The organism is Paenarthrobacter sp. R1, assembly GCF_030264015.1.
GTDB lineage: Bacteria > Actinomycetota > Actinomycetes > Actinomycetales > Micrococcaceae > Arthrobacter > Arthrobacter ureafaciens.
Window position 1 is genome coordinate 1,299,537 of the sequence record NZ_CP127115.1, and the last position, 22,519, is coordinate 1,322,055.

The 22,519-nt window shown below is 61.1% G+C and carries 39 protein-coding genes and 2 tRNA genes; 39 read left to right on the forward strand and 2 right to left on the reverse strand.

The window, feature by feature from the left end; translation table 11 throughout:
• The first annotated feature begins 11 nt into the window (after positions 1-11).
• The 27 genes from QN084_RS24000 to QN084_RS06330 all read left to right on the forward strand — a co-directional run bounded on the left by QN084_RS24000 (position 12) and on the right by QN084_RS06330 (position 11,168).
• The gene (locus tag QN084_RS24000; protein WP_352231330.1) at positions 12-431 is read left to right on the forward strand and encodes a DUF4326 domain-containing protein; all 420 of its coding nucleotides are present in this window, start codon (positions 12-14) and stop codon (positions 429-431) included.
• Positions 431-574 carry a hypothetical protein gene (locus QN084_RS06205; protein WP_264398686.1) on the forward strand — a complete coding sequence of 48 codons (144 nt, stop codon included), beginning with the start codon at positions 431-433 and terminating at the stop codon, positions 572-574. Before QN084_RS24000 ends, QN084_RS06205 begins: the two co-directional genes overlap by 1 nt.
• On the forward strand, positions 571-762 hold the full coding sequence (locus QN084_RS06210; protein ID WP_264398688.1) for a hypothetical protein: 192 nt from the start codon (positions 571-573) through the stop codon (positions 760-762). Before QN084_RS06205 ends, QN084_RS06210 begins: the two co-directional genes overlap by 4 nt.
• Before the next feature lie 103 nt (positions 763-865).
• Positions 866-1,021, forward strand: a complete 156-nt coding sequence (locus QN084_RS06215; protein WP_285751251.1) for a hypothetical protein — start codon at positions 866-868, stop codon at positions 1,019-1,021.
• Complete coding sequence (locus QN084_RS06220) at positions 1,018-1,287, forward strand: hypothetical protein (RefSeq protein WP_285751253.1); 270 nt, start codon at positions 1,018-1,020, stop codon at positions 1,285-1,287. Before QN084_RS06215 ends, QN084_RS06220 begins: the two co-directional genes overlap by 4 nt.
• Entirely contained in the window at positions 1,284-1,694 is a 411-nt protein-coding gene (locus QN084_RS06225) for a hypothetical protein (RefSeq protein WP_285751255.1), read from the forward strand. Before QN084_RS06220 ends, QN084_RS06225 begins: the two co-directional genes overlap by 4 nt.
• On the forward strand, positions 1,691-1,885 hold the full coding sequence (locus QN084_RS06230) for a hypothetical protein (RefSeq protein ID WP_285751257.1): 195 nt from the start codon (positions 1,691-1,693) through the stop codon (positions 1,883-1,885). Before QN084_RS06225 ends, QN084_RS06230 begins: the two co-directional genes overlap by 4 nt.
• 132 nt (positions 1,886-2,017) lie before the next feature.
• Positions 2,018-2,158: a hypothetical protein gene (locus QN084_RS06235; RefSeq protein WP_285751259.1), complete on the forward strand. Its 141-nt coding sequence runs from the start codon at positions 2,018-2,020 to the stop codon at positions 2,156-2,158.
• Positions 2,145-2,657, forward strand: a complete 513-nt coding sequence (locus tag QN084_RS06240; RefSeq protein WP_285751261.1) for a hypothetical protein — start codon at positions 2,145-2,147, stop codon at positions 2,655-2,657. The genes QN084_RS06235 and QN084_RS06240 overlap by 14 nt, the downstream gene beginning before the upstream one ends.
• Before the next feature lie 486 nt (positions 2,658-3,143).
• The gene (locus tag QN084_RS06245) at positions 3,144-3,356 is read left to right on the forward strand and encodes a hypothetical protein (RefSeq protein ID WP_285751263.1); all 213 of its coding nucleotides are present in this window, start codon (positions 3,144-3,146) and stop codon (positions 3,354-3,356) included.
• The gene (locus tag QN084_RS06250) at positions 3,353-3,544 is read left to right on the forward strand and encodes a hypothetical protein (RefSeq protein ID WP_285751265.1); all 192 of its coding nucleotides are present in this window, start codon (positions 3,353-3,355) and stop codon (positions 3,542-3,544) included. Before QN084_RS06245 ends, QN084_RS06250 begins: the two co-directional genes overlap by 4 nt.
• Entirely contained in the window at positions 3,541-4,290 is a 750-nt protein-coding gene (locus QN084_RS06255; RefSeq protein WP_285751267.1) for a hypothetical protein, read from the forward strand. Before QN084_RS06250 ends, QN084_RS06255 begins: the two co-directional genes overlap by 4 nt.
• Positions 4,287-4,439 carry a hypothetical protein gene (locus QN084_RS06260; protein WP_285751269.1) on the forward strand — a complete coding sequence of 51 codons (153 nt, stop codon included), beginning with the start codon at positions 4,287-4,289 and terminating at the stop codon, positions 4,437-4,439. Before QN084_RS06255 ends, QN084_RS06260 begins: the two co-directional genes overlap by 4 nt.
• Positions 4,436-4,750, forward strand: a complete 315-nt coding sequence (locus QN084_RS06265; protein ID WP_285751308.1) for a hypothetical protein — start codon at positions 4,436-4,438, stop codon at positions 4,748-4,750. Before QN084_RS06260 ends, QN084_RS06265 begins: the two co-directional genes overlap by 4 nt.
• Positions 4,747-4,989, forward strand: coding sequence for a hypothetical protein (locus QN084_RS06270; protein ID WP_285751310.1), 243 nt, complete (start codon positions 4,747-4,749; stop codon positions 4,987-4,989). Before QN084_RS06265 ends, QN084_RS06270 begins: the two co-directional genes overlap by 4 nt.
• Before the next feature lie 14 nt (positions 4,990-5,003).
• A complete protein-coding gene (locus tag QN084_RS06275) occupies positions 5,004-5,447 on the forward strand; it encodes a hypothetical protein (RefSeq protein WP_285751312.1) in 444 nt (147 codons plus the stop codon).
• A 106-nt stretch (positions 5,448-5,553) separates the two neighbouring features.
• Positions 5,554-5,865: a hypothetical protein gene (locus QN084_RS06280; RefSeq protein WP_285751314.1), complete on the forward strand. Its 312-nt coding sequence runs from the start codon at positions 5,554-5,556 to the stop codon at positions 5,863-5,865.
• Positions 5,866-5,985: 120 nt separating this feature from the next.
• Positions 5,986-6,261 (forward strand): DUF7455 domain-containing protein, encoded by a 276-nt coding sequence (locus QN084_RS06285; RefSeq protein WP_264398709.1) that lies wholly within the window; start codon positions 5,986-5,988, stop codon positions 6,259-6,261.
• 7 nt (positions 6,262-6,268) lie between these two features.
• Positions 6,269-6,427: a hypothetical protein gene (locus tag QN084_RS06290; protein ID WP_264398710.1), complete on the forward strand. Its 159-nt coding sequence runs from the start codon at positions 6,269-6,271 to the stop codon at positions 6,425-6,427.
• A 159-nt stretch (positions 6,428-6,586) separates the two neighbouring features.
• A tRNA-Trp gene (locus tag QN084_RS06295) sits at positions 6,587-6,657 on the forward strand.
• A gap of 131 nt (positions 6,658-6,788) precedes the next feature.
• Positions 6,789-6,861 (forward strand) — tRNA-OTHER (locus tag QN084_RS06300).
• A gap of 95 nt (positions 6,862-6,956) precedes the next feature.
• Entirely contained in the window at positions 6,957-7,157 is a 201-nt protein-coding gene (locus tag QN084_RS06305; RefSeq protein ID WP_262275944.1) for a hypothetical protein, read from the forward strand.
• Positions 7,158-7,958 (forward strand): ribonuclease H-like domain-containing protein, encoded by an 801-nt coding sequence (locus QN084_RS06310; protein ID WP_285751324.1) that lies wholly within the window; start codon positions 7,158-7,160, stop codon positions 7,956-7,958.
• A gap of 273 nt (positions 7,959-8,231) precedes the next feature.
• Positions 8,232-8,465 (forward strand): hypothetical protein, encoded by a 234-nt coding sequence (locus QN084_RS06315; RefSeq protein WP_264398714.1) that lies wholly within the window; start codon positions 8,232-8,234, stop codon positions 8,463-8,465.
• 358 nt (positions 8,466-8,823) lie between these two features.
• A complete protein-coding gene (locus QN084_RS06320) occupies positions 8,824-9,306 on the forward strand; it encodes a hypothetical protein (protein WP_285751326.1) in 483 nt (160 codons plus the stop codon).
• A gap of 30 nt (positions 9,307-9,336) precedes the next feature.
• Positions 9,337-9,870 (forward strand): helix-turn-helix domain-containing protein, encoded by a 534-nt coding sequence (locus tag QN084_RS06325; RefSeq protein ID WP_285751329.1) that lies wholly within the window; start codon positions 9,337-9,339, stop codon positions 9,868-9,870.
• Positions 9,867-11,168, forward strand: a complete 1,302-nt coding sequence (locus QN084_RS06330; RefSeq protein WP_285751331.1) for a PBSX family phage terminase large subunit — start codon at positions 9,867-9,869, stop codon at positions 11,166-11,168. Before QN084_RS06325 ends, QN084_RS06330 begins: the two co-directional genes overlap by 4 nt.
• On the opposite strand, the gene QN084_RS06335 is transcribed toward QN084_RS06330, so the two are convergent.
• On the reverse strand, positions 11,165-11,461 hold the full coding sequence (locus tag QN084_RS06335; protein ID WP_264398720.1) for a DUF732 domain-containing protein: 297 nt from the start codon (positions 11,459-11,461) through the stop codon (positions 11,165-11,167). The genes QN084_RS06330 and QN084_RS06335 overlap by 4 nt on opposite strands.
• 27 nt (positions 11,462-11,488) lie before the next feature.
• On the opposite strand from QN084_RS06335, the gene QN084_RS06340 reads away from it, so the two are divergent.
• The gene (locus tag QN084_RS06340; RefSeq protein WP_285751334.1) at positions 11,489-11,788 is read left to right on the forward strand and encodes a glycosyl hydrolase family 28-related protein; all 300 of its coding nucleotides are present in this window, start codon (positions 11,489-11,491) and stop codon (positions 11,786-11,788) included.
• Here QN084_RS06340 and QN084_RS24005 read toward each other — a convergent pair.
• Positions 11,708-12,163, reverse strand: a complete 456-nt coding sequence (locus tag QN084_RS24005; protein ID WP_352231331.1) for a DUF2283 domain-containing protein — start codon at positions 12,161-12,163, stop codon at positions 11,708-11,710. The genes QN084_RS06340 and QN084_RS24005 overlap by 81 nt on opposite strands.
• A gap of 119 nt (positions 12,164-12,282) precedes the next feature.
• Here QN084_RS24005 and QN084_RS06345 point away from each other — a divergent pair, with 119 nt between their 5' ends.
• From QN084_RS06345 to QN084_RS06395, 11 genes are all read left to right on the forward strand, one after another.
• Complete coding sequence (locus QN084_RS06345; protein WP_285751336.1) at positions 12,283-13,908, forward strand: phage portal protein; 1,626 nt, start codon at positions 12,283-12,285, stop codon at positions 13,906-13,908.
• On the forward strand, positions 13,832-15,004 hold the full coding sequence (locus tag QN084_RS06350) for a phage minor capsid protein (RefSeq protein WP_285751339.1): 1,173 nt from the start codon (positions 13,832-13,834) through the stop codon (positions 15,002-15,004). Before QN084_RS06345 ends, QN084_RS06350 begins: the two co-directional genes overlap by 77 nt.
• A gap of 23 nt (positions 15,005-15,027) precedes the next feature.
• Positions 15,028-15,660 (forward strand): hypothetical protein, encoded by a 633-nt coding sequence (locus tag QN084_RS06355; protein ID WP_285751341.1) that lies wholly within the window; start codon positions 15,028-15,030, stop codon positions 15,658-15,660.
• Positions 15,661-15,680: 20 nt separating this feature from the next.
• The gene (locus QN084_RS06360; protein WP_285751343.1) at positions 15,681-16,892 is read left to right on the forward strand and encodes an SU10 major capsid protein; all 1,212 of its coding nucleotides are present in this window, start codon (positions 15,681-15,683) and stop codon (positions 16,890-16,892) included.
• Between the two features lie 189 nt (positions 16,893-17,081).
• Positions 17,082-17,390 carry a hypothetical protein gene (locus tag QN084_RS06365; protein WP_285751345.1) on the forward strand — a complete coding sequence of 103 codons (309 nt, stop codon included), beginning with the start codon at positions 17,082-17,084 and terminating at the stop codon, positions 17,388-17,390.
• Positions 17,383-17,700 (forward strand): hypothetical protein, encoded by a 318-nt coding sequence (locus QN084_RS06370; RefSeq protein ID WP_264398733.1) that lies wholly within the window; start codon positions 17,383-17,385, stop codon positions 17,698-17,700. The genes QN084_RS06365 and QN084_RS06370 overlap by 8 nt, the downstream gene beginning before the upstream one ends.
• Before the next feature lie 10 nt (positions 17,701-17,710).
• Positions 17,711-18,049 carry a minor capsid protein gene (locus tag QN084_RS06375; protein WP_227471533.1) on the forward strand — a complete coding sequence of 113 codons (339 nt, stop codon included), beginning with the start codon at positions 17,711-17,713 and terminating at the stop codon, positions 18,047-18,049.
• On the forward strand, positions 18,046-18,495 hold the full coding sequence (locus QN084_RS06380) for a minor capsid protein (protein WP_285751350.1): 450 nt from the start codon (positions 18,046-18,048) through the stop codon (positions 18,493-18,495). The genes QN084_RS06375 and QN084_RS06380 overlap by 4 nt, the downstream gene beginning before the upstream one ends.
• 9 nt (positions 18,496-18,504) lie before the next feature.
• A complete protein-coding gene (locus tag QN084_RS06385; RefSeq protein WP_264398739.1) occupies positions 18,505-19,206 on the forward strand; it encodes a phage tail tube protein in 702 nt (233 codons plus the stop codon).
• 100 nt (positions 19,207-19,306) lie between these two features.
• Positions 19,307-19,729, forward strand: a complete 423-nt coding sequence (locus tag QN084_RS06390; protein WP_264398741.1) for a DUF7426 family protein — start codon at positions 19,307-19,309, stop codon at positions 19,727-19,729.
• Between the two features lie 207 nt (positions 19,730-19,936).
• Positions 19,937-22,516 carry a hypothetical protein gene (locus QN084_RS06395; protein ID WP_285751352.1) on the forward strand — a complete coding sequence of 860 codons (2,580 nt, stop codon included), beginning with the start codon at positions 19,937-19,939 and terminating at the stop codon, positions 22,514-22,516.
• The last annotated feature ends 3 nt before the right edge of the window (positions 22,517-22,519 follow it).

Below are 22,519 nucleotides of genomic sequence, written 5' to 3' on the forward strand. Positions count from 1 at the left end.
CGGCGAACATCATGAGCCCGAAGCGAATACAACGCACCGAGGAATGGAAGCCAAGCAAAGACGCCGTTTGGGTTGGTCCTCGGTCGAAGTTCAACAACCCATTTGGCACTCCGCAAGGTTGGTCAACTGGATCCCGTCAGTTGGTATCTGATCACTTCAAGCAATGGCTGACGATGCCGCTCGTGTGGCGCCGGAAGCCTGGAATCGGCTGGACGTGGGTTGCGCCGGGTGGGCATGAATCGTTCATCGGTACTCCGTACGCTGACCGTCAGGTTTTCTTGGAGAACCTTCCCGCGCTGCGAGGTAAGGATCTTGTGTGCCGGTGTCCAATTAGCCAACCGTGCCACGCTGACATTCTCCTTGAGCTAGCTAATGTCTACGGGCCTCTGCTGGGTTTCCGGCAGCACGGATTCGTAGGGAGTGCCGCGTGATGCCAACCCATCCTGAGCATCACAACCTGAACCACCTGTTCGAACTCATCGACGGCCTAGACGAAGGCGCACAATGGGGCCTCGTCAGGGAACTCAAACTCACCGCACACACCATCGCAAAAGACTTGGAGAACGGACCATGAAGAAGTTGTTCCGCGTGGCGATTGAGCATTATGGCAACCCGGAAGACGGGATGGTCTTGCTAGACACCTTCACGGTCAAGGCAGCTAACGAGGATGTAGCACTTGAAGCTGCTTACGACATGGCATGGGAGCAATACCCAGACATCGGAGTATTGGAATGCGGCGGCATTGAGCGAGTCCGAGCATGACCGCCCCTGACCCGCTCGCCACCATCCCGCCCGTGTTGGCGTCGAAGCTGCGGAACCTCCCACCCCAACAACTCCACCAAATCCTCACACAGGAGCCAAAACGATGAGCACACCAGAATCAGACGCGCTGGATCGTATAGCGCAGCTTGTGACCCCGAATGACGGCGGGTCATGGTCAGACCCGTACGGCGTCCTTGAATCCATTGGGCTTGCAGTTGAGTCCACAGGCCGCGAAGTTGATTGGGAGGGTGACCTGTGAGCACCGAACGCGACGAACTGGCCGCACTCATCTACGACATAGACGCTGACGACTGGCGACACCACAGCCCCAACGAAACCGCTGACGCGATCCTTGCCGCTGGTTACCGGAAACTTGAGCCGGAGTTCCTTGACACTCTATCCAATGACGGCACCCACGAGTTCACCGTCTCGGCGGACTGCGACGGCAGCAACACTATGCTCTGGCGGCGGACACCCAAGCTGGTTGCCGAGGTTCCCGCTGGCCCTTGGGAGGTGACAGCATGACCACCCCCGGTATCCCTGCCCTGCTCGAACCAATCCAGGAACGCCTGGACGCGGCGACACCGGGGCCATGGGAGACGTACGACGCAAACGAGGGCGAATGGCCTCCCCGCCCAATGTGGTGCGTCGCGAACGATGCTTTCCATAACCCAACCGCCGACGAGGACGAACCCTGGCTTGCTGTTGAGATACATACCGGGTGCAAAGAGGATGCTGACTTCATCGCCGCATCCCCCACGGACACCGCCCGCCTACTCGCCGCCGTGAAAGCCGTGGAGGAATGGTGCCTCAACCTTGACGCAGTGGAGAAGGTCAACCCGTCTTCATCTGACAACCTGAACGCTTCTGCCGGTGCCGTCGCAAACATCCTCCGCAAGTCCATTGAGTCCGCGCTCAGGGAAGAAGCATGAGCGCTGTTATCGTTCCCTACGTCCCGCCCAGCTACGACGATGGGCAACCGCGCCTTATGGTCGAATGCCTCGCCTGCGGGATCGAATGGGGCTGGACGTTTGAAACGTCCAGCTACGCCGATTACCTTCCAACGATGGCCGCTGACCATAATGCACAACATCATGCCCGTAAGGACAACCCTAATGTGTGAGGCTGCGCGTCAGCTTGCGAAGGCCCGCTACGCACTCGACCAAATGCGCGGCACCGGACGATACGACATCCCTGAACTACTCCACCACCTCACACTCGAACACTGCGAACACGAACAAGACAAGGACAACCGATGAGCCAGGAAGTTTGGCACGCAGATGACTGCGGCGGGACCTGCGACGGCTGCGGACACATAGCAGAAGACGGCTTCTGGTACGCAGGTCCAGCACCTGAACACCTCAAAGCATGGCAGGCCGAATATGCAGAAGGATGAGCCTCGCAAGTTCGCCTACGCAGACCCGCCCTACCTCGGGTGCTCGCACTTCTACGACCACCCCGAATCTCATATCTGGGACGAGAAGCAAACACACCTCGACCTGCTGACGACTCTGGACAGGGACTACGACGGCTGGGCATACAGCTGCACCGCTCGCGATCTGGGGTGGCTTGCGCCAGTGCTCGAACTCGAAGGTGTCCGAGTGGCGTCATGGGTCAAGCCATTCGCGGCATTCAAACGCAACGTGCCCATCGCATACACCTGGGAGCCTGTCATCTTCCGCCGCGCCTTGCCTCGCCGCGAAGGTGACCCAATCGGACGCGACCACCTATCCGAACCCATCACCCTCAAGCGAGGATTCACGGGCGCGAAACCCCATAAGTTCAACCGCTGGATCCTCGACCTCATGGGCTATCAAGAAGGTGACACCATGACGGACATCTTCCCCGGCACAGGCGGCATGACCAAAGCAATCAACGAAGGAGTTCTTCTGTGAATGAGAACGTGAACGTCCCCGAGGAAGCAGTTCATGCGGCGCGTGTAGCCTATCGACGCGAGTTCCCTTATGATCCAACACCGTCAACGCCTTCCATCGCAAAAGACATCGAGGCAACACTATGAGCCAGGAACATGCGGTCTTGACCGCCGCTAGCGAAGAAGCTTCTTCCCGCTACAAGGGCGATTGGGACGAATTCAATCAAGAGCCAGTTGATGACTGGGGGGTGGCAGAAAGTGAACGCCGTGCGTTCGTGGCTGGCGCTCTGTTCGCATCCAAAAGCACGGCGGCTAGAGAGATCGCCACTATCGGAGAGCTAAGTGAACTTGCTATTGGGTCTGTGGTGCTCGACTCGTTCGGCGCCTCTTGCACCAAGGTGACAAATGCCCCTATTGGATGGCGGCGCGTTACGCCAGCCGTAAGTTCTGGAGCTGGGCACTGGCACGCACCATACCTGCCAGCGAATGTGCTGTATGAGCCAGCATCATGACCACCGCCCAGCCTGACCCGCTCGCAACCCTCCTTGCCGCTGCTGATGCGGTGATGTTCTCCGACGAAGCCATAGAACGGGCAGCAAGGGAAGTCTCGTGGGTCAAGCTGCCATTCGGTGGCAGGCCTGACAGCTTCGTGCAGTTGGACGCCAACGCAGCACACGCCGCCGTCAAGATCATCGTTGCTGCTCTCAAGTGTGACGCGTGATAGTTCAGTGGGCGTGCCAGTACAAGACGTTCCTTGACGGCGACTATGACCGCGTGGTGACGACACAGAACTACAGGCTCATCACCGAGCAAGAGGCTAGGGACATGGTTGAGAGCATGAACCGCCGCAAGGAAGGCCTCGCTCGCCTTGTGTATCGCGAAGTACCAGATTGGGAGGTGGCGGCGTGACGGTCACGGTGGAGCAGCTTGAGCGGGCGTTGACGGTGTTGGATCAGGTGGTGGCTGCGGTGAACATCGGCAGGGGCTCCATGGTTGCGTCGTACGGGCACCGCACCTCGACCGGTTCGCAGGAGCACGCGCCGTTACCCGTGGACGTGGACCTCATCGACAAAAAAGCAGCCGCGCACCGCCTGCTGATGGATCGGGCGCTCAGGATAGCCATGGAAACCGGGGAAGGGTTGACAGGCCGGGACGTGCACAGCCTGACCAATTACCTGTACGCCCGTGCCCCCTGGATCGTCGCACAGTTATGGGGCCTCGACTTCTACAAAGCCGTGGTGGAGCACACAAACGGTTTGGACAACGCCCGCACACGCCGCGAGCCCAAGGTGTTCGCCGGCAGATGCGCGGAATGCGACACGGACCTGTACGCGGTCAAAGGCCAACCCGAAGCACGCTGTGGGACGTGTTCGGCCACGTATGAGGTGGTTGCTTGGCGGGACTTCGCACGCAAGCACTACGGCAACTACATCGGCACACCCACCGACCTCAGCAGGAAACTCTCCACGCCGGAGTACGGGATTCAGGTTACCGCCGACCGGATCCGCAAATGGGCGCAACGGGACAAGCTGGAACGCGCAAACCCAGCCACCAACGAAACAGGCCAACCAATCCCACCCGCATACCGCCTCAACGACGTACTCGACCTCTACCACGCCGCACGCCGGACACCACTCGAAGGAAGAACAGCATGAGCCCGCGTTGGGGTGTTGCGACTCGCTGGGATGGCGTCTGGGTCTACGATTCCGAGGCCGAAGCGCGCCGTCAACTCAACCTCGCCCAAATGGACGCGCCCGCCACCCTTGTCATGGACGACGGCAACGGATGGGCGGTAGTTGAATGAGCCCTAAGTATGTGATCGCGGCGAATCGTTGGGCGTACAACTCATGGTGCGACCGGAATGGGCACAAGTGGTTCGAGCACATCTACGTCCACGACGGGTACACCATCAACACGCTCGACCTGCGACCCGATCAGTTTGTTTTCGTGGGCGGCTGGGAGGCAAACCCCAAAGCAGCCCGCATCAAAGCCGGATACAACGCCGCAACCATCCGCCAACGGATCCGCAGCTTCATCCCACTAGGCGACGGAACCTATCGGGTGCCAATGCCCCGAAGCGCCATCACCGGCAAGTACAAAGTCAGCGCACCATGAGGCGACTCTACAACGCGGTCTGCGAATGGCTTGAAGCATCCGCCAAAGCCATGAGCGAAACCGCCGAACCTGAACCAGAAGGTGCAGGCGCGTCACAAGCCGAACACGCCCACTCCTACACCACCAAACCAGAAATGCACGCAGGATACGGGCGTGGATCCATAGATGACGATGACGGTGGCGTGTACCGTCTCGGATTCCAACCCAGCAACCCTAATACTTCGACGGCGCAGCAATAGCGCAAAGGGAACCCATGAACAACGAAACGAACCGACTCGCCCAACTCATCGCAACCGCCGCCGATAAAGAACTCGGAACACGACCAGACGGGCAACCCAGGCGCCAAGACAAAGCCGCAGCCATGGCGATAGAGACCGAATACCTGTTCATCCGACGCGCAGATCTGCCCACAGTTGGCAACTGTGGATGCAGCAGCGAAGGCATCGAAATCAACGGCGACTGCTGGGCCGGCGACGATGACCACCCACGCGAAACAGCCCTCGAACACCTCGCCGTTTGGCAATACCGGGAGGCCGAGAAAGCAGCAGCAGCGCAAGAGGCTGAGATGGAGTTGAACCGCCGACGTGACACCCTAGCGGAGAAGTTCCGCGGCGAAGGCATCCCGTACGAGGATGTTTCCCCACCGTTGAAACTTGCCATCGATCACATTATCGAGATCGAAGGAAAAGCCGCATGAGGGAGGCTGTTCGGCTCGTGACACGCATCCTGGTCAAACGCCGGCGACTCTGCATCTCCCACCAACGCCACACCATCGGGCACTGTACAGCTTGCGGGGTCCACCGATGAGCGCGGAAGTCCAGTGCGGGTTCCTTACCTACCACCCACGGTCCGAGTGGGCGCAAGACGTTGTCCGGTACAAAGGCCAATGGATGCCCGAAGCCCTCGCAACCGGCATGAACGACAAACGATTCACTGACGCTGAACTCATGGCCGAGTACCACAAGCTCAACGCCCGCAGGTATCAATGCCAGTACAATGAACTTTCCTCTGGCGATGACTACCCAGAAGCTAGCTGGGATGAGCACTTCGACATCCAAAACACCGTCTACCGATTCGCCCTTGCACCGCATTTTGACGAAGTTCCCGCAACTTAGTGCAAGAAGTATTGACAAGTTGCAGTGTTTCGTCCTACTATCGTTTTAGCCTGAAATATTCATACCTCGGAAACCCCCGCAAACGTCGGGGGTTTTCCTTTTGCCGGACGGGGCGCTGCGATGGCCGCTGATATGCACAAACCCACGCTGAACGCCCTCCACCGCTGCGATGCTTGCGGATCACGAGCGTACGTGCACGTCATCATCGAAACCGGCCTAAACGAAGCCGGCTACCCTGACAGCGGTGAGCTGTTCTTTTGCGCTCACCATTCGCGCGAAACGATGCCGATCATCAAGCTTCGCTGCAACGTCCTCCACCTCCTGGATGAAACACGATTCCTGCAACAGCACATCCAACCGCCCGAGGCCACCGAGCTAACCAACCTCAAGAAATGAGCAACCCATGGCCGCTGCAGTAAAGAGCATCCTCGCGAAGGTCCTCATTCAAGTTGGCGCGGACGAACCCAAAGAGATTGGGACTATCGAGATTCCCATCACCCTTGGCATCAACGATTCAAAGCCTTCGCAAGGGTTCGGCGTTTATCCGCCTGGAACCCGCTAAAAGCCCCTGTGGTGTGGTGAACGCCTTCCCTCAGCCGCTCATCTGAGACGTGGCGCATGCCTTGCGCTGCCACACCACAGGACCAAACCACCGGAAACCCCGCAATCGGGACCGGACAACTAAATAGCCCCGATTGAACATGAGCTTTCGGGGTCCATCGGGGCATTCGTCTAATGGCAAGACAGCGGCTTCCAAACCCGCCAATTGGGGTTCGATCCCTCAATGCCCTGCTCAACCCCTGTTGCTTCGGCGGTAGGGCACAGCGCCCATTGTGGCGCTTGTTAGTCCCTGTAGCGCCTACACGGTACAGCGCGGGGCGGTGAGTCATCACCGGAGCCACGGACGCGTGGCGAATGGCAACGGGAGTAGAAGAGTCAAGGTGACAGGGCTGACTGTAAATCAGTCCACGGCAGGTTCGATTCCTGCTGCTCCCACGAGGACAGCGAACCCCATCGGTCAACAACACGAACCGCGATGCGATCTAGTACCTGTCCATCACCCTCAACCCCATGAGCAAGGGAGTAAAACCATGAGCAGAAACAAAGGCTGCATGTTCAGCCGCATCATTAACGAAGGCGACCCGCAAGACCAGGAAGCCATCCACAACCTGCTCAACTCCACCAAAAGCAACACCGACATCGCACGCGACTTCACCGAAGCCGGACACCCCATGTCCGAACACGCCGTACGCCGCCACCGCAAATCAGATTGCTCATGCGGGTGGCTCTAAATGGGTGACCTCGCCAAACGCCTCGCGCCGAAGATAGCGCCCGCAGCGGTCCAACAGGTCCGCATCCTCACCCTCGATATTGAGAACTCCCCAAACCTCGCGCATGTCTGGTCACTGTTCAATCAGAACGTGTCCCTGTCCCAGCTACAGGACACAGCCAAAGTCATCAGCGTCGCCGCGAAATGGTACGGGGACAAAGAAGTCCTGTTCTACAGCGACCATCACAACGGCCACAAAGAGATGATCCACAAGATCCACGCGCTCGTGTCAGAAGCTGACCTCATCGTCGGTTACAACAGTGCCGGGTTCGACATGAAACACCTCAACCGCGAATTCATCCTCGCCGGCTTGAACCCGCCCGCACCGTACAAGAACGTGGACCTCCTACTCACCGTCCGAAAGCAGTTCAAGTTCTCGTCAGGGAAACTCGACCACGTCGCCCAACAGATCGGCCTCGGCAAGAAAACCAGCCACATAGGCCACGAACTCTGGGTCAAATGCATGGCCGGTGACGACAAAGCATGGGACACCATGCGGAAGTACAACATGCAAGACGTGGTACTCACCGAGAAGCTCTACGACCGTTTGCGGGCTTGGATCCCGAACCACCCGCACCTCAGCATGTTCACGGGCGAGGAATGGGGTTGCCCAGTGTGCGGCAACAAAGACCTGTCCAAATTCCGGGCAGGCACCTCATACGCAAACGTGCAGCGCTACCGCATGTACCAATGCACCTGCGGCCACTGGGTACGCGGCACCAAGAAGCTACAGGACGCCACGCAAACCAGGAGCGCACGATGAGTGACAATCCACCACGTACTACTTGTGGCGACTGTGGCGGTGACGGGTCGCAAGGGAACGACTGCACCTGCCCCGGATGGGTCAGCGTCGATGACCTCGCCCGCGCAGACCTCAAAGCCCTACTCGCCCACGACGACCTCAGCCTAGGAACGCCATGAGTAAGCGTGGCTGCTCAATGACGGTGGACTGGGAAGCGCGCTACAACCGCTGCAAGTGCGGTTTCGTACGCCGAGCATGGTGGGCTAAGCCGTTGATCAACAACGGGGGTAAGCCATGAGCGAGGCGACGAAGCAGGCTGTGCAAGACGCCATAGCCGCGCACATCGCCGACGAGAACGCCGCCGAAGGGAACTCCATCGAGTACCTGACAGACTGGCATCTCGTCGCCGCTGCCGCCATCTCCGATGACGTGGAACACACCTCGTACTGGTTCCTCGGCAATGACGGGATCCCGTACCACAGCCAACTGGGGTTGCTGCAGCGGGCACTTCAGCACATGGAACGATGAGGCCTTACTGGTTGGTGTTGTATCGGCCCCGCCGCTGGCTCCGCACATGGCACTAGGAGGGCGCGCATGTCCCGAACCGAACGCCGCCACGGATGGACACGCTGCCCCAGCCCAAACTGCGACAGATGCGTGCAAGGCGCCAGCAAACGCCCCTTCCGGCGCAGGATACGCCGGCTAGGTAAGCGGGAAACCTCATGGCGATCCTACTGACCCTCCACGCCGAGGTAACCGCACAAGGGGTTTGGTGCCCCACCTGCGCGTCACCCAGCGTCACCACGTTCAAGGTCTACACCATCTGCGAGCTCGGCGTTTTCCCGCCCACCACCCGCACACGGTGCCACAGATGCAAGAGGGCAACATGACACTCACCGGTCAGGTAGGACTCGTGCGTAAGTCACGGCACCCCATCTCCCGCATCATCGAATGGGTCACCCGCTCAGACACCTCCCACGTCATCATCGCCACATCCGAGGTCCAATGCATCAGCGCCGAACCTGGTGGCACGAGGCGCCGGCTCATCAGCGACTACCAGCATGTGACATGGTCCCAATACGTGCTGACCGACCGGCAAGCCCATTTGATCGCCGGTATCGCCGAATACAGCATCGGTGTCCGGTACGACTACCTCGCCTGCGCAGCCCACGCCATCGCGGCCATCACCCGCACAGACACGCCACCAGCCGTGCAGCGGTGGCTTGCGAACCGGGGACCCACCACCTGCTCAGCCCTAGCCCAAACAGCCATCACCGCCGCAGGCCTCCAAGCCCCACGCCCATGGCTACCCACCCCCAAAGACTGGGCCTTGTTCTACGAAACCAAAGGGTGGAACCACGCCACGTAACCACCGCCGAGCGCATCCAGGAGGTGCCAGTTGGCGACCCGACGACCACCGGCACTATCCGACGCGGACAAGGCCTACATCAAAGAAGCCTACGAACGCGGCGACTCACACCGTGACATCGCAGCGCACCTGAACAAGGCTAAGTCCACTGTTGGGCAATGGATGACCCGGAACGGGATGAGGTACGACTCCACGGACCAGAAAGCCGCGATCGAGAAGAACGTCCTGTCCGCGCAGGAACGCATCAGCGCCCTGCGTTTGGACGTGATCGGTATCGCCGAGCATGACGCAGCTGAGATACGCGAAGTGCAGCGCGGTAACAAGACGTGGAAGACCGTGCTGCGGTCCACAGGCGGCGGCGAGGATGTCGCGGAACTCGACTTCATCCCACCCAACGATAAGCGCTCCAACGCCTCATCCCTGGCGTCCCACGCGGGCACGATCGCCCGCCTCGCACCCAAGGAAGACGGCAACCAGACCGCCGAGGTTGATTCCGTCATGGACAAGCTCATCAACGGCCTCGCGCAAGCGTTCAACCCGACCAGTGATGGACCCGCCGAGTGACCGCGCCCCTGTCCCAAAAGCAAATCAACTCCATCGTTCGCGCCACCCAAATCAGCGACGACGTACCCCCTGTCAAGATCAGCCTATGGGTCGGGGCCGTCTCCGCTGGTAAGACCATCGCTAGCTTGTTCGCGTTCCTCATCGCGATCAAAAAAACCGAGGGCACCGGCCTCATAGTAATCATCGGCAAAACCCTGCAAACCATTGAGCGGAACATCCTTGAGCCACTCATGGACGCACGCCTATACGGGCTCGCTGCCGGCGCGATCCAACACACCAAAGGTTCCGGTGTCGCGATCATCCTCGGGAAGACCGTGCACCTCGTTGGGGCGAACGACGCCCGCTCTGAGGAAAAGATCCGCGGCTCCACGATCGAACTCGCCTACGTGGATGAGGCCACGCTGTTGCCGCGCGGTAAGGACAACACCACGGGGTTCTGGGAGATGCTTGTCTCCCGTCTCCGCACCCCCAACCCGCCCCGGCTACTCGCGACCACGAACCCAGGATCAACGCGTCACTGGCTCCGTACGGAGTGGATCCTGCAAGCCCGCCAGAAGAACATGCAAGTCTTCCACTTCACCATGGACGACAACCCATCGTTGACGGCGGACTACATGCGTGACATGAAGGCGTCTTACTCGGGCGTGTTCTACGACCGCATGATCAAGGGTGAGTGGACGAACGCTGAGGGCGCGATCTACGACATGTGGTCAGCCGAGTCACACATTGTGAAGTACGCCGACCTTCCCCGCATGCAGCGCATCCTCGGGCTCGGCATCGACTACGGCACCACGAACGCCACCAGCGCGATCCTGCTCGGCCTCGGCGAAGACTACCGCCTCTACGCAATCGACGAATGGCGGCACGACTCCCGCGCCGACAAGATCAACCTCACCAACGGCGCCATAGTAGAGGGCATCACCAAATGGCTCGACGGCCTCACACTCCCTGACGGCACTAGGCCCATGCCCGAATGGTTGATCCACGACCCCTCCGCAGCCTCGCTACGGGTGGAAATGGCGTCACAGGGCATCGTGAACATGTTTCCCGCGAACAACGAAGTGCTGTACGGCATCCAAACCGTCGCATCAGTCCTTGACAGTGGCAGGTTGCGGGTGTCGGACAAGTGCACGGGCCTGATCGGTGAAATGTCCGAGTACGCGTGGGATCCGAAGGCTACGGAGAACGGCGAGGACAAGCCGCTCAAGGTAAATGACCATAGCGTCGATGCCCTTAGGTACGTGGTTACGTCCACGGAAACGAACTGGCGCCCATACCTGAACCACCCAGCGGGTTAGTGCCCGTCAAGCCAGGGTTTCCGGTCGGGGCATAGCGTCTCAACGGCTGCGGTGACAATCGCGCGGGCCTCATCCTCGCGGAACCCCGCATCGGCCCATTGTTTGGTGGTGTCCGCTGCTGTGTCTTTCGACGCGCACACGTCACGACCGACCTGCACCAGTGAACCGTAGTCACCGCCCGCGGGCTCCCTAACGGCGTTCTTGACGCGGTCAACGAACCCCGCCTCGCCCGTAGCAGCGGAACACCCGGCCACGAGCAACAACACCGTGACCACCCCCACAAGTTTCCTCATCCCCCAATCGTACCAAGGAGCATTGGCATGGCGCCTATATACATCAACGTCCAAGACCACGGCGCCACGGGTGACAGGGTTACCGATGACACTGAGGCGTTCAAATCTGCCATCTCAAAGGCCACAGTCGCGGGGCAGATGGTTGGCGAATACCACAGGGATTACCTACTTGCCCTAGCAGACGGCATGCTGCGGCCTGAATGGGTTGATGCGCTCACTCTCCGTGAGCGCATCAACCTCGCCTTCTCAGTCCGAAGCAGGCTCGCTAGAGAGGATGCTCTCTACGATGCGGGTGCTGATGAGGATCCTCTTGCCCAGACGGATTGACGGTATCGTTCCCTGCCTGACAGCGTCGTAAGCCTGCCGGCGCCCTACGCCTAAGATCGTAGCCAATTCATCGACACTCATGGTTGGTTTACTCATGATTGCCTCGACTTCTGCCGAATAGTGCCCTTCTGCTGCCTTTCTCCGTGCTTGCTCATGCATGGAATCGGCAAAAAGCGTTTCAATGACTCTCGCAAGCGCGGAGTGGGAATTAAGAGACGTTATCTCAATGCCACAGATTCGCCCCGCATCATCGAGGTCAACTCGCACGTCAGTAGAGACTTCCACGGTTTGAGCAACGGTGAAGTTTTGCAGCCTGATATAGGCGCTGTCAGATTCCTGATCAACTTCGAGGACGCAAGTAACTTCCTTCGTCATCGTCTTGGAGGGCAACTTAGCGGCGGGGTCAAGGGCGCGTCGGATGATATGCGTTTTGCCATGTCCTTATAGTACCTTTCGTGTCCGCTAGTGTCCAGTAATACTTTTAGGAGGCCATTTTGGCTCTGCCTGCCAACGGCGCCGCATGGCCCCCGCATAACGTTGCCCACATCCACGAAGACTTTGCGATCTGGTCAGCATGGTATGCAAATGACATTGCCATGCTCCGCACCGCCTACTCCGCGAACGGCACCCCCGGCCCAGCCGGTGTACGACGCGGCCTGCTCAACCGGGTCGCTGACTGGTTCTGGACCCCCAAGGGCAGCGACGGGGAAGCCGGCGTCACGAAACTGCATGTACCGCTCGCGTCGGACCTGTGCCAAGTGTCCGCTGACCTGCTCTACTCCGAGCCGCCCACGTTCACCGTGGAAGACAGCAAGGGCAAGAACAAGGCAGTGCAGGACCGTCTTGACCTGATCACCGGGGCGGGGTTCGACCAGACCCTCGTCGCCTCCGCTGAAGTCGCCGCAGCGCTTGGCGGTTCGTACCTCCGCGCAACATGGGATGACAGCCTCTACAAACACGTGTTCCTCACGAAGGTGGACGCTGACGGCGCTTTACCGGTGTTCCGGTACGGCAGGTTGGTTGAGGTGACGTTCTGGCGCGTCGTGGACGTTGAGGGCACGGTGTTCACCCGCCACCTCGAACACCACTCAATCAACAGTTTCGGTATCGGTGTCATCGAGCAGGCCCTTTACCAAGGCTCCGCCACGGACATCGGCACCCGGATCCCGCTGACCGAGTCCGCCGCGACGAAGCACCTCGCTGACGTGGTTGACGCCAACTCGGTCATCAGCACCCAAACCCCCGGCCTCGCCGTCGAGTACGTCCCCAACATGACCCCCACCCGGAAATGGCGCACCGACCCACACGGCGCCTACCTAGGACGCAGCGACCTTGACGGCATCGAATCATTCCTCGACGCCCTGGACCGCGTGTACTCGTCGTTGATGCGGGAACTTGAGCTCGGCAAAGCCCGCCTCGTCGTCCCGTCCTACATGATGAACGACCTCGGCCCCGGTAAGGGCGCCGCGTTCGATAACGACCGGGCGATCATCTCAGAAGTTCTGGCCTCCCCCGGCGCCGCGGCTGACTCGAAACTCGCGATCGAGAAAGTCCAGTTCGACATCCGTGTGACCGAGCACCTTGAGATGGCCGCTGCGCTGCTCGCGGTCATCATCCGCACAGCCGGTTACAGTTCGCAGACGTTCGGCGAGAAAGACGCCACAGGCGGGGATAAGACCGCGACTGAGGTGACCGCGAAGGAACGCCGCTCATACCTGACCCGTGACCGGAAGATCCGCGCCGCCACCCCGGCACTGGAACGCATCCTGTTCAAAGCCCTCGCCATGGACGCCGCACTGTTCGGCACGAACCTTTCCGCCGCCCCTGTGACGGTCGCGTTCGCTGATGCGGTACAGACCCCGCTTGAAGCGTTGGCGGCGACGGTGAACCTGCTCAAGCAGGCTGAGTCCGCGTCGATCGAAACCCGGTTGCTGATCCTGCACCCGGACTGGGATGAGACGCAGATCAGCATCGAGGCCGGGAAGATCCAGCAAGAAAAGTCGGTCTTCCCCGACCCGGCGACGTTCGGAACGGTGGTAAACGATGGCGCAACCCCAACCGGAACCGGTGGACAGCCTACCGGTAACGATCGAGGTAGCAACAGCGGCGCTGGTCAGTAAGTACGCTGAAGCGGAGCAGGAACTCATCGCCGGGTCAGCGGCGATCATCGCCCAACACCTAGGCGATGACTCGCCACAGGCTCAACGGTCCCTGTACGCCGCTTTGCAGGCCCTCGCACGGTCCATTGCTACCCGGCTCGGGTTGGAGGTTGGTGCACTGTCCCAGGGTGTCGCTGTTGAAGCGGCACGCCGGGGCAGCACCGCCGCGCTCCGCGAAGTGCGTGAAGCCCTCACGAACCACCCAGCTTTACGGGAGCGCTACACCCGCGCCAATGGCATGCAGGTAACCCCGCATGGGCTAAACGCCGCGCAGCACATCGCCCGCGACCTGACGGACAGGCTCACCGCCGCTAACCAGCGCATCAACCGGTTCAGTGCTGACGCGTACCAAGCAGCCACCGCGAAAGCATCTATCGGCTTGGTCGTTGGCGGCACCCCGCAGGAAGCGCAGCGGGAAGCGTGGCGCGAGCTCACTGACGGCGGCGTTACCGGGTTCCGCGATTCAGCGGGCCGTGACTGGACCCTCTCCACCTACGTGGAAATGGCGACCCGAACCGCAGCGATCCGCGCGTACAACGAGTCCCACCAAGACCGCATGACCTCCCTTGGTATCCGGTATTGGACTGTCGCCCCCACCGGGTTCCCCTGCAAGCTTTGTTTGCCATGGGAGGGCCGGATCCTTTCCCGTAAGGGCGCCGGCAGGTACATGGAGGACGACGCGACCGGCAAGGGGCGTGTCGCGTTCCAGGTCGCCGGGACAGTGGCGGAGGCCCGCGCAGCCGGGTTGCAGCACCCGAACTGCAAACACACCCTCATCGCCTACTTCCCTGGCGTCACAAAGCTTGTGACGCGAACCCCGGAGGAAATCGCTGAGGCTACGGAACGGTTCAAGGAAACCCAGAAACTCCGTCACCTTGAACGGCTCGTGCGTGCCGCGAAGACCGCTGAAAGCGCGGCACTAACGGACACCGACAGGGCAGCAGCCCGTCGCCGTGCACGCGAGATACAGGCACGTATCCGCGAGTTCACTGCTGAGACTGGCCTGTTGCGCCGTCCCGCACGTGAACGAGTACCCGATACCCGCAGTACCAACTAACGACAGCCCAGGAGGCCCCCGTAATGAGCGACACAACCGAAACGACAACCGAGGCAACCGCCGCCGAAACGACGGCAGCCGAGACAACCACGACCGCCGCTGAGCAGGCGACCGCCGCGGAGGCGAAGACCTACGACGAAGAGTACGTCACCAACCTCCGCACCGAGGCGCAGAAAGCTAAGGACGCAGCCGACGCCAAAGTCAAGGCAGCACTCAAAGCACTCGGCATCAGCGACGAAGTTGAGGACCCCCTCAAAGCAGCGCAGGACGCCGCCGCGACCAACGCCCAGGAACGCGACAACGCCCGCGCCGCAGCCCGTGACACGTCCGCCGAACTCATCGTCTGGCGCAACGCCGCCGAACTCGGCGTAGACCCCGCAGCCGTCACGGACTCCCGCGCGTTCGAACGCGCCATCAAAGACCTCGACCCCGCCGACCCGAAATTCGGCGAAGCAGTCAAGGAAGCGGCAACGAACGCCGCCAAGAACAACCCCAAGCTCAAGGCAGGCGCACCGGCTCCCGGCGCTGGTGGGGCCGATTTTGCCGGTGGAACCGGGGAAACAGTCGGCATTGACGCGAGGATCGCCGCCGCCGAAAAAGCAGGCGACCACGCACTGGCAATCAAGCTGAAACGCCAAAAGGCATACACCAACTAAGCCCCTAAGAAGGAGCCCGCATGTCCGGCATCACCGGTATCGGTACCACATTCAACCTCCCCAACTACCACGGCGAACTGTTCGCCCTGACCCCCGACGAAACCCCGTTCCTGTCCGCCATCGGCGGTCTGACCGGCGGCGGACAGACCTCGTCCGTTGAGTTCGAATGGCAGACCTACGACCTGCGCGACCCGAACCAGCAGACCCGCGTCCGCGTTGAAGGTGCCACCGCACCCGGCGCTGAAGGCCGCGTCCGCTCCAACGTCCGCAACGTCGCGCAGATCCACCAGGAAAAGGTGTCTGTTTCGTACACGAAGCAGGCCACGTCCGGTCAGGTCACCACCCCGAGCTCCGCCCCATACCGTGGCGTTGACGGGTCCAACCCGATCAGCAACGAACTGGACTGGCAGGTTCAGCAGGCCATCAAGTCCATCGCCCTGGACGTGAACTGGTCGTTCATCAACGGCAAGTACGCCAACCCCACCACGAACGCCACCCCGCGCCAGACCCGCGGCATTCTTGAGGCGATCGTGACGAACAAGACGGACAAGTCCGGCGTCTCCTACACGGGTGCCACGTCCGCTACGGACACCATCACAGTGACCCACGCCCTGTCCAACGGCGACAAGGTCGTGTTCGACAACACCGACGTTGCCACGGGCATCGTCGCGGGCCGCGTGTACTACGTCGTGAATGTCTCCACCACGGTTTCGTTCAAGGTCGCCCTGACCGCTGGCGGCGCCCCGATCACCCTCGGCACAGCCTCCAACATTGCCCTGCACCGCCCGTCCACCGCGGCGCTTGCTGTCGATGATGTCAACACCTTCATCCAGGGCATCTACGACAACGGCGGCCTCAACGGCATGCCCGTCCTGCTCGTGAACTCGTCCCAGAAGCTCGCCATCACGAAGGCTTACGCGTCCGCTTACGGTCAGGCTCACGGCCTGATCAACGCCGGGGAGCGTATCGCTGGTGTCGCGGTTGACCGGATCGTGACCGACTTCGGTGACTTCGGCCTGATGCTGGAACGCAACATGCCGCAGGATTCCATCGCGGCTGTGACCATGGGTCAGCTCCGCCCGGTGTTCCTGAACACCCCCGGCAAGGGCGTGTTCTTCGAGGAAGCCCTCGCCAAGACCGGCGCATCCGACGATGTGCAGATCTACGGCGAAATCGGCCTCGAATACGGTTCCGAGCGGTCCCACGGCCTGCTCAAGGGCCTGAAGGTCTAGCACCCACTTGGAGGGGCAGTAACTCATGGTTGCTGCCCCTCTGCCCCCGTTGGAAGGCGGCACACATTGGTTCTGGTTTATGCAGACGCGACCGCCCTGACGGAATGGACTGGGCAGGCCGCGCCGGCTAATGCTACTCAGTTGCTTCGCTCCGCGTCGATGCTGATCACGTCCGCTACGGTCGCGTCAGTGTATGGCGTGGATGATGCCGGGTTGCCGTCCGACGCGACGGTGTTGGAGGCATTCAGGGATGCCACGTGCGCGCAGGTCGCGTACTGGGTTGGCGCCGGGGTTGACCCGGTCGCGGGTGGCATCAGCACCACGGCGCCTGTCCGGGGTAAGAGCCTCGGCTCGGGCAGGGTGGAGTACGACACGGCGGTATCCGGCTCGGTAAACGCTTTCCAAGCTAAGCGCGCCGCAGCCGTCACACTCTGCGCTGAGGCGCACATGATCCTCCAACAGGCAGGCGTCACACCCTCAGGAGTTCAACGTGGGTGACCTTGACGACTTCTACGTGCACACCCTCACTGTCCAGACCCTCACGGGCACGGGCGCGATGGGTGACGTGTTCGCCGCCCCCGTGACGGTGCCTGGGTGGTTGGAAGACAAACGCCGCATCGTCAGGGACAAGAACGGGCAAGAGGTCGTCTCATCCTCAATGTTCGCCTGCGACAACGCGCACCTGCCCAAGTTCACCCCCGATTCCAAGGTCACGATCGACGGGCGCACGGCGTTCGTGATCGGTGTCGCGAACTACACCTCTGGCGCGCTTGACCTACCGGACCACCTCGAAATCGACCTGACCTAAAGGGGGCCTCGTGTCGATTGACTGGTCATTCCACCTGGACTTGGGCAAGGTCGCTGAGGCAGCGGCAACAGCCGCCCCGCTCGGCGCCGCGAAAGGCATGGAACACGTCCGAGGCGTCGCCGCCCCACTAACCCCAGAGGAAACCGGGCGCCTCGTCGGATCCGCCACTGTCACCGTGAACGGCGACGAAGCGACCATCACCTATGACGGACCCTACGCGCGCCGGCAGCACGAAGAACTTACGTGGCGGCACGAAAAGGGCCAAGCGAAATACCTCGAACAGCCCATGCACACGGAGAAACCCGTGGTGCTTGAGATTGTCGCTAACGAAGTGAGGAAAGCCCTGTGACGTTCAGTACGGACTTCCTCACCGGCATCGCCCAACAGTTGCACGACGCGGGCATAGGCACCTACCGGCTTGACACGCCTTACCTTGCGGGGGAAACCGGGATCGTGTTCAAGGACATGCCCACCACCCCTAACCGGGTGATCGTCCTCAACACCTACTCCCCCGGCGCTGACGACAACCCGCACGTGCCATTGTCCCTCATCGCCCTACAGGTCAGGATCCGCGGGAACCCCGGCCAGCCCCTCGACCCTGACGGGATCCGCGACCAGGTTTACAACCTGCTCCACGGGCAGGAACACCGCACCTACGGCACCTGCCACGCAAACCAAATCCTGCACCAATCAACCATCCCGAACGGCAAAGACGACTCCAAACGGTGGGAAGTGTCAATCAACTTCTACGCCGACGTTGACCTGCCACCCACCACGAACCGACCAGCCCCATAGGAGCACCAATTGTCCAACGACCTCGCCCGGAAATACCGGGTAGACGTATCCACTGACGGCATCACATGGGTGCAGATCAACGGCGTCAACGACTTCAACCCCAACGTCGCGAACAACGACCAAGACGCATCCGCGTATGACACGGACGGCTGGTCAGTTTCCGAAACCACGATGAAGTCTTGGACCGCCAGCGTGAAGGCCCTTGTGCGTCGCACCGCTGGTGTCCTCGACGCCGGCCTCGCCTTGTGCAAGGCCACTCAGCTTGTGTTCGGTGACGCTCAGCGCCTCTACGTGCGCTGGTACCTGCGTGACACGGGCAAGGAAGCTGTGCAGGGCCGCGCGATTGTGTCCTACAACCGTTCGAAGACCGGCGTAGCTGACCTTGACGAGGTCACTGTCGAGTTCAAGGGGGACGGTGCACTCGCGACTGTCGCTGATGTCACGGTCACCACGCCGGTCCCGCAGCTTGTGTCCGCTACCCCGTCCGGCGCCGCGGCTGGTGCTCTCGTGACGATCACCGGCGCGTACTTCACCAGTGTGACCGGCGCGGCTGGCGTGAAGTTCGGCGCGACGAACGCGACCAACTACAGCATCGTATCCGACGCTGTCATTGTCGCGACCGTCCCCACCGGCACTGCCGGCGCTGCGGACATCACCGTCACCAACGCTACGGGCGCATCCGCAGCCCTCGCGTACACGCGGGGCTCTTAGCAGCCACGCCCCTTTGATCGCGGCCCCACCTGTGCATACCAACCGGGTGGGGCCGCACCCATGAGCACCCCCCAAACTTTCATGAGCAGGAGCACCCCCTTTGTCTTTCCGCGACTTCACCGACATCGTTGGCCCCATCGTCCTCCCCATCAAGGGCAAACGGTACACACTCCCGACCCTGACCATTGAGCAGGGCATCCACCTTCACAAGGTCATGAACCCCGACACTGACGAGTCCATGACCGACCCGGAGTTCTACGCCTTCCTCTTGGGTGATGCGTTCGATGAGATGACCGCCGACGCTGTCAGCCCCGAAGTCATCGCCCGCGCCGCGTTCGTCGCCCTCGCAGACTGGCAGTCCGGTCGCCCCGCCGCCGAACTGATCTGGGAGCAGGGCATCGACCCAAAAGCCCTACAAGCAGCGGTGGAAGTCGCGGAGGCTTTGACCTCGAAAGCTACGGCAGAGGCAGCAAAGACCCCCTCACCGGAGCCTACGAATACTACGAAATACCGGAAGAAGTAAACACCAACGCCCCCACCTGGGACGCGATCCTCTCCAAATGGGATCTGGTCGATTACTCCTTCAACCGGTACCTCGGCATTGACCTTCACGAGGTCATGCGGTCCCGGTCATGGGCGTGGTTCGTGCGGCGACTGTCCGGGCTGCTTACCGATGACTCGACGCTGATTTGTCGGGTTTACAACCAACCCACCCAGGAAAGGGCGCCCGGTGTCTGAGTCCACGAATGTCGGCACAATCGTAGCGAATCTCAAGATTGATTCGTCTGATTGGATCCGGGAGCTCGCGCAGGCTGAGACGCGCGCCCATTCTCTGGGTAGGGCTAATCCGAAGATCCGTGTTGAGACGGCTGGCACGAGGCAGGCTGTTGCGGAGCTCGCCGCCGTGGAGGTGGCTGAGAAGAAGGTTTCGGCGTCTTCCGCTGCGCTTGCCCGTATGCGGACTCAGGCTCGCGCCGTCATCATCGGGCAGACCCTCGCTGACAAAGAGTCCATCAAACCGAAGATGGACTTCACCGAGTGGACGAAACGCTCCACCGAGGCCACAAAGCAAGACACCGCCGCTAAAGAAAAAACGTCCGAGTCGAACCGTAAAGTAGATTCGACCGCGAAGCAGGCTGGCGGGTCCATCCACCTCCTGTACTCCGCTCTGGCGATGCTCGCCCCCGCAGCCGTCCCCATCGCCGGGGTAGCCGCTGCCGGCGCCGCAGCTCTTGGCGCGCTCGGCGTAGCCGGTGTCCTCGCCATTGTTGGCGTCAACGAGGAAATGAAAAAGGGCGGGCCTGTCGGCAACCAGTACGCCGCTGGTGTCGAGCAGATCAAAGACCAGTTCAAAGGCCTCGCCGCGACAAGCGCCGAAGGGACCCTTGAGGGGTTCAACCGGTCAGCTAACACCCTGAACGCTTACATGCCGTCCCTGAACCGGCAGATGGGCGACTTCTCCCGCGTCACGGGTAACGTCGCAGCGAACGGCCTGACTGGCATGCTTGGCATGTTCACCACTTTGGATCCTGTTATGCGTGGTTTCGCCGGGTACCTCGGCGACCTGTCCGCACGGTTCGCTACCATCGGGCAAAGCAACGGGCTCCGCTCCTTCGGGGACTACGCCCTAGCGGTCATGCCCCAGGTCATGGCAACCATCGAATCTTTGGTGCGCGGTGTTAGTAACCTTCTCGCCGCTCTCGCGCCCCTGGGTAGCGTCGGTTTGACCACCCTCAAGGTCATCGGCGACATTCTTGACGGGATCCCTACTGAGGTTCTTACCTTGCTGGTTTCCGGCGCGCTTGGCGCTTATGCCGCGTTCGCTACGTGGTCAGCGCTCATCCCCATCATCCAGTCTTTCGGGCTCATGCTGAACCTGTCCCTCGGCCCCATCGGGCTTGTGGTCGCTGGCGTTGGCGCGCTCATCGGTGTCATGGTTGGCTCCGCTGCTTCCACCAAGGACGCGACCGCGGCGACCATGGGTTACACCGCCGCCCTGCAACGGGACAACGGCATCATCGCTGAGAACGTCCGCGCGCACACAGCGGAGCAGATCGCTAAGTCGCAGGCCGCTGACGCGGCTAAGAAACTCGGCATCAACCTTGAAACCCTGACCCAGGCGGCGCTTGGTAACAAGGACGCGCAAGGGGAACTGACCCGCGTCTTGGATGACTATGACGCCAAAGCGAAGGACGTGAACAGCACCCAGCTGGAAATGGGTGGTATCAACGTCGAGCAGATGCGCATCAACAAGGATGTGCAGGCGTCGGTGAAGTCTGTTCGGGATGAAATCGGCAACCAGAACAGCGCCTTGAATCAGGCTGTCGAGTACGAGAAGCGGTTCAACGAAGCGAAGGGCCAGACCGGCACGACGTTGGACGCGCAGGCCGGGAAGCTGACGATGATGGCGGGCATGCTCGGCACCAACGTAGCGGCTTTGGCTGGTGCTGAGGAAGCGGAGCGGAAGACCGCTGACCAGTTGGCGGCGACAACGTTGCAGATGCAGTTGCAGAACGACGCTGGCGGGTTGCTGAAAATGCAGCTTGATTTGCTGGCTGGTAAGTCGCTCTCGTTTGAGCAGGCACAGAACTCGTTCGAGCGTCAGCTCATCTCGACCACGCAAACCATCAAGTCGAACGGTACCGCCCTTGAGGGCAACAGTGAGGCTGCGGTCACGAACCGCGGGAACCTGCTACAGCTTGTGTCGTCCGCTCAGCTTTCCGCTGAGGCGTTCGGCACGATGACGGGCAGCTCGGAACAGGCCCGCCAGAAGCTTATAGCGCAGCGGCAGGCGATCATCGATAACGCGGTGGCGAACGGGCAGAACCGCGACGCGGTCACCCGCTACATCGACTCCATCATGAAGATTCCGGCCAGCGTGCCGCCAACGAAAATCACGGTAGACACGGCGTTCGCAGAGCAACAGCTCGCCGCGCTGACCCGTAACCGTGAAGTGCGCATCAACGCCATCGTCACCCGATCCGAAATGCCCGACCTGAACGGCGCCGCTTCCGGTTCCGGGCGGATGGGAACATACGCCAACGGCGGCATGGTCAACTACCTCGCCACGGGCGGGTTCCCGCAGTTCAAACCGATCGGCACGGACACGGTCCCGGCGATGCTAACCCCCGGCGAGATTGTCATCAAGAAATCCTCCGTGGACTCCATCGGCGCGGACAAGCTCCTGCACGCCAACGAAACCGGGAAGCTCCCTGAGGGTGGCAACACATTCATCATCAATGACACGTCCGGGAACCCGGTATCAACGGCGTACACCACCGCCCGTGTGCTGGCCGCGCGTGCTGTCTAAGGA

Excerpts from the sequence above, each read along its gene's own strand:
- QN084_RS24000 (WP_352231330.1), top strand. The coding sequence starts at position 12 with ATGAGCCCGAAGCGAATACAACGCACCGAGGAATGGAAGCCAAGCAAA.
- QN084_RS06205 (WP_264398686.1), top strand. The coding sequence starts at position 431 with ATGCCAACCCATCCTGAGCATCACAACCTGAACCACCTGTTCGAACTC.
- QN084_RS06210 (WP_264398688.1), top strand. The coding sequence starts at position 571 with ATGAAGAAGTTGTTCCGCGTGGCGATTGAGCATTATGGCAACCCGGAA.
- QN084_RS06215 (WP_285751251.1), top strand. The coding sequence starts at position 866 with ATGAGCACACCAGAATCAGACGCGCTGGATCGTATAGCGCAGCTTGTG.
- QN084_RS06225 (WP_285751255.1), top strand. The coding sequence starts at position 1,284 with ATGACCACCCCCGGTATCCCTGCCCTGCTCGAACCAATCCAGGAACGC.
- QN084_RS06230 (WP_285751257.1), top strand. The coding sequence starts at position 1,691 with ATGAGCGCTGTTATCGTTCCCTACGTCCCGCCCAGCTACGACGATGGG.
- QN084_RS06235 (WP_285751259.1), top strand. The coding sequence starts at position 2,018 with ATGAGCCAGGAAGTTTGGCACGCAGATGACTGCGGCGGGACCTGCGAC.
- QN084_RS06240 (WP_285751261.1), top strand. The coding sequence starts at position 2,145 with ATGCAGAAGGATGAGCCTCGCAAGTTCGCCTACGCAGACCCGCCCTAC.
- QN084_RS06245 (WP_285751263.1), top strand. The coding sequence starts at position 3,144 with ATGACCACCGCCCAGCCTGACCCGCTCGCAACCCTCCTTGCCGCTGCT.
- QN084_RS06260 (WP_285751269.1), top strand. The coding sequence starts at position 4,287 with ATGAGCCCGCGTTGGGGTGTTGCGACTCGCTGGGATGGCGTCTGGGTC.
- QN084_RS06265 (WP_285751308.1), top strand. The coding sequence starts at position 4,436 with ATGAGCCCTAAGTATGTGATCGCGGCGAATCGTTGGGCGTACAACTCA.
- QN084_RS06270 (WP_285751310.1), top strand. The coding sequence starts at position 4,747 with ATGAGGCGACTCTACAACGCGGTCTGCGAATGGCTTGAAGCATCCGCC.
- QN084_RS06275 (WP_285751312.1), top strand. The coding sequence starts at position 5,004 with ATGAACAACGAAACGAACCGACTCGCCCAACTCATCGCAACCGCCGCC.
- QN084_RS06280 (WP_285751314.1), top strand. The coding sequence starts at position 5,554 with ATGAGCGCGGAAGTCCAGTGCGGGTTCCTTACCTACCACCCACGGTCC.
- QN084_RS06285 (WP_264398709.1), top strand. The coding sequence starts at position 5,986 with ATGGCCGCTGATATGCACAAACCCACGCTGAACGCCCTCCACCGCTGC.
- QN084_RS06290 (WP_264398710.1), top strand. The coding sequence starts at position 6,269 with ATGGCCGCTGCAGTAAAGAGCATCCTCGCGAAGGTCCTCATTCAAGTT.
- QN084_RS06305 (WP_262275944.1), top strand. The coding sequence starts at position 6,957 with ATGAGCAGAAACAAAGGCTGCATGTTCAGCCGCATCATTAACGAAGGC.
- QN084_RS06310 (WP_285751324.1), top strand. The coding sequence starts at position 7,158 with ATGGGTGACCTCGCCAAACGCCTCGCGCCGAAGATAGCGCCCGCAGCG.
- QN084_RS06315 (WP_264398714.1), top strand. The coding sequence starts at position 8,232 with ATGAGCGAGGCGACGAAGCAGGCTGTGCAAGACGCCATAGCCGCGCAC.
- QN084_RS06320 (WP_285751326.1), top strand. The coding sequence starts at position 8,824 with ATGACACTCACCGGTCAGGTAGGACTCGTGCGTAAGTCACGGCACCCC.
- QN084_RS06335 (WP_264398720.1), bottom strand. The coding sequence starts at position 11,461 with ATGAGGAAACTTGTGGGGGTGGTCACGGTGTTGTTGCTCGTGGCCGGG.
- QN084_RS06340 (WP_285751334.1), top strand. The coding sequence starts at position 11,489 with ATGGCGCCTATATACATCAACGTCCAAGACCACGGCGCCACGGGTGAC.
- QN084_RS24005 (WP_352231331.1), bottom strand. The coding sequence starts at position 12,163 with ATGACGAAGGAAGTTACTTGCGTCCTCGAAGTTGATCAGGAATCTGAC.
- QN084_RS06350 (WP_285751339.1), top strand. The coding sequence starts at position 13,832 with ATGGCGCAACCCCAACCGGAACCGGTGGACAGCCTACCGGTAACGATC.
- QN084_RS06355 (WP_285751341.1), top strand. The coding sequence starts at position 15,028 with ATGAGCGACACAACCGAAACGACAACCGAGGCAACCGCCGCCGAAACG.
- QN084_RS06360 (WP_285751343.1), top strand. The coding sequence starts at position 15,681 with ATGTCCGGCATCACCGGTATCGGTACCACATTCAACCTCCCCAACTAC.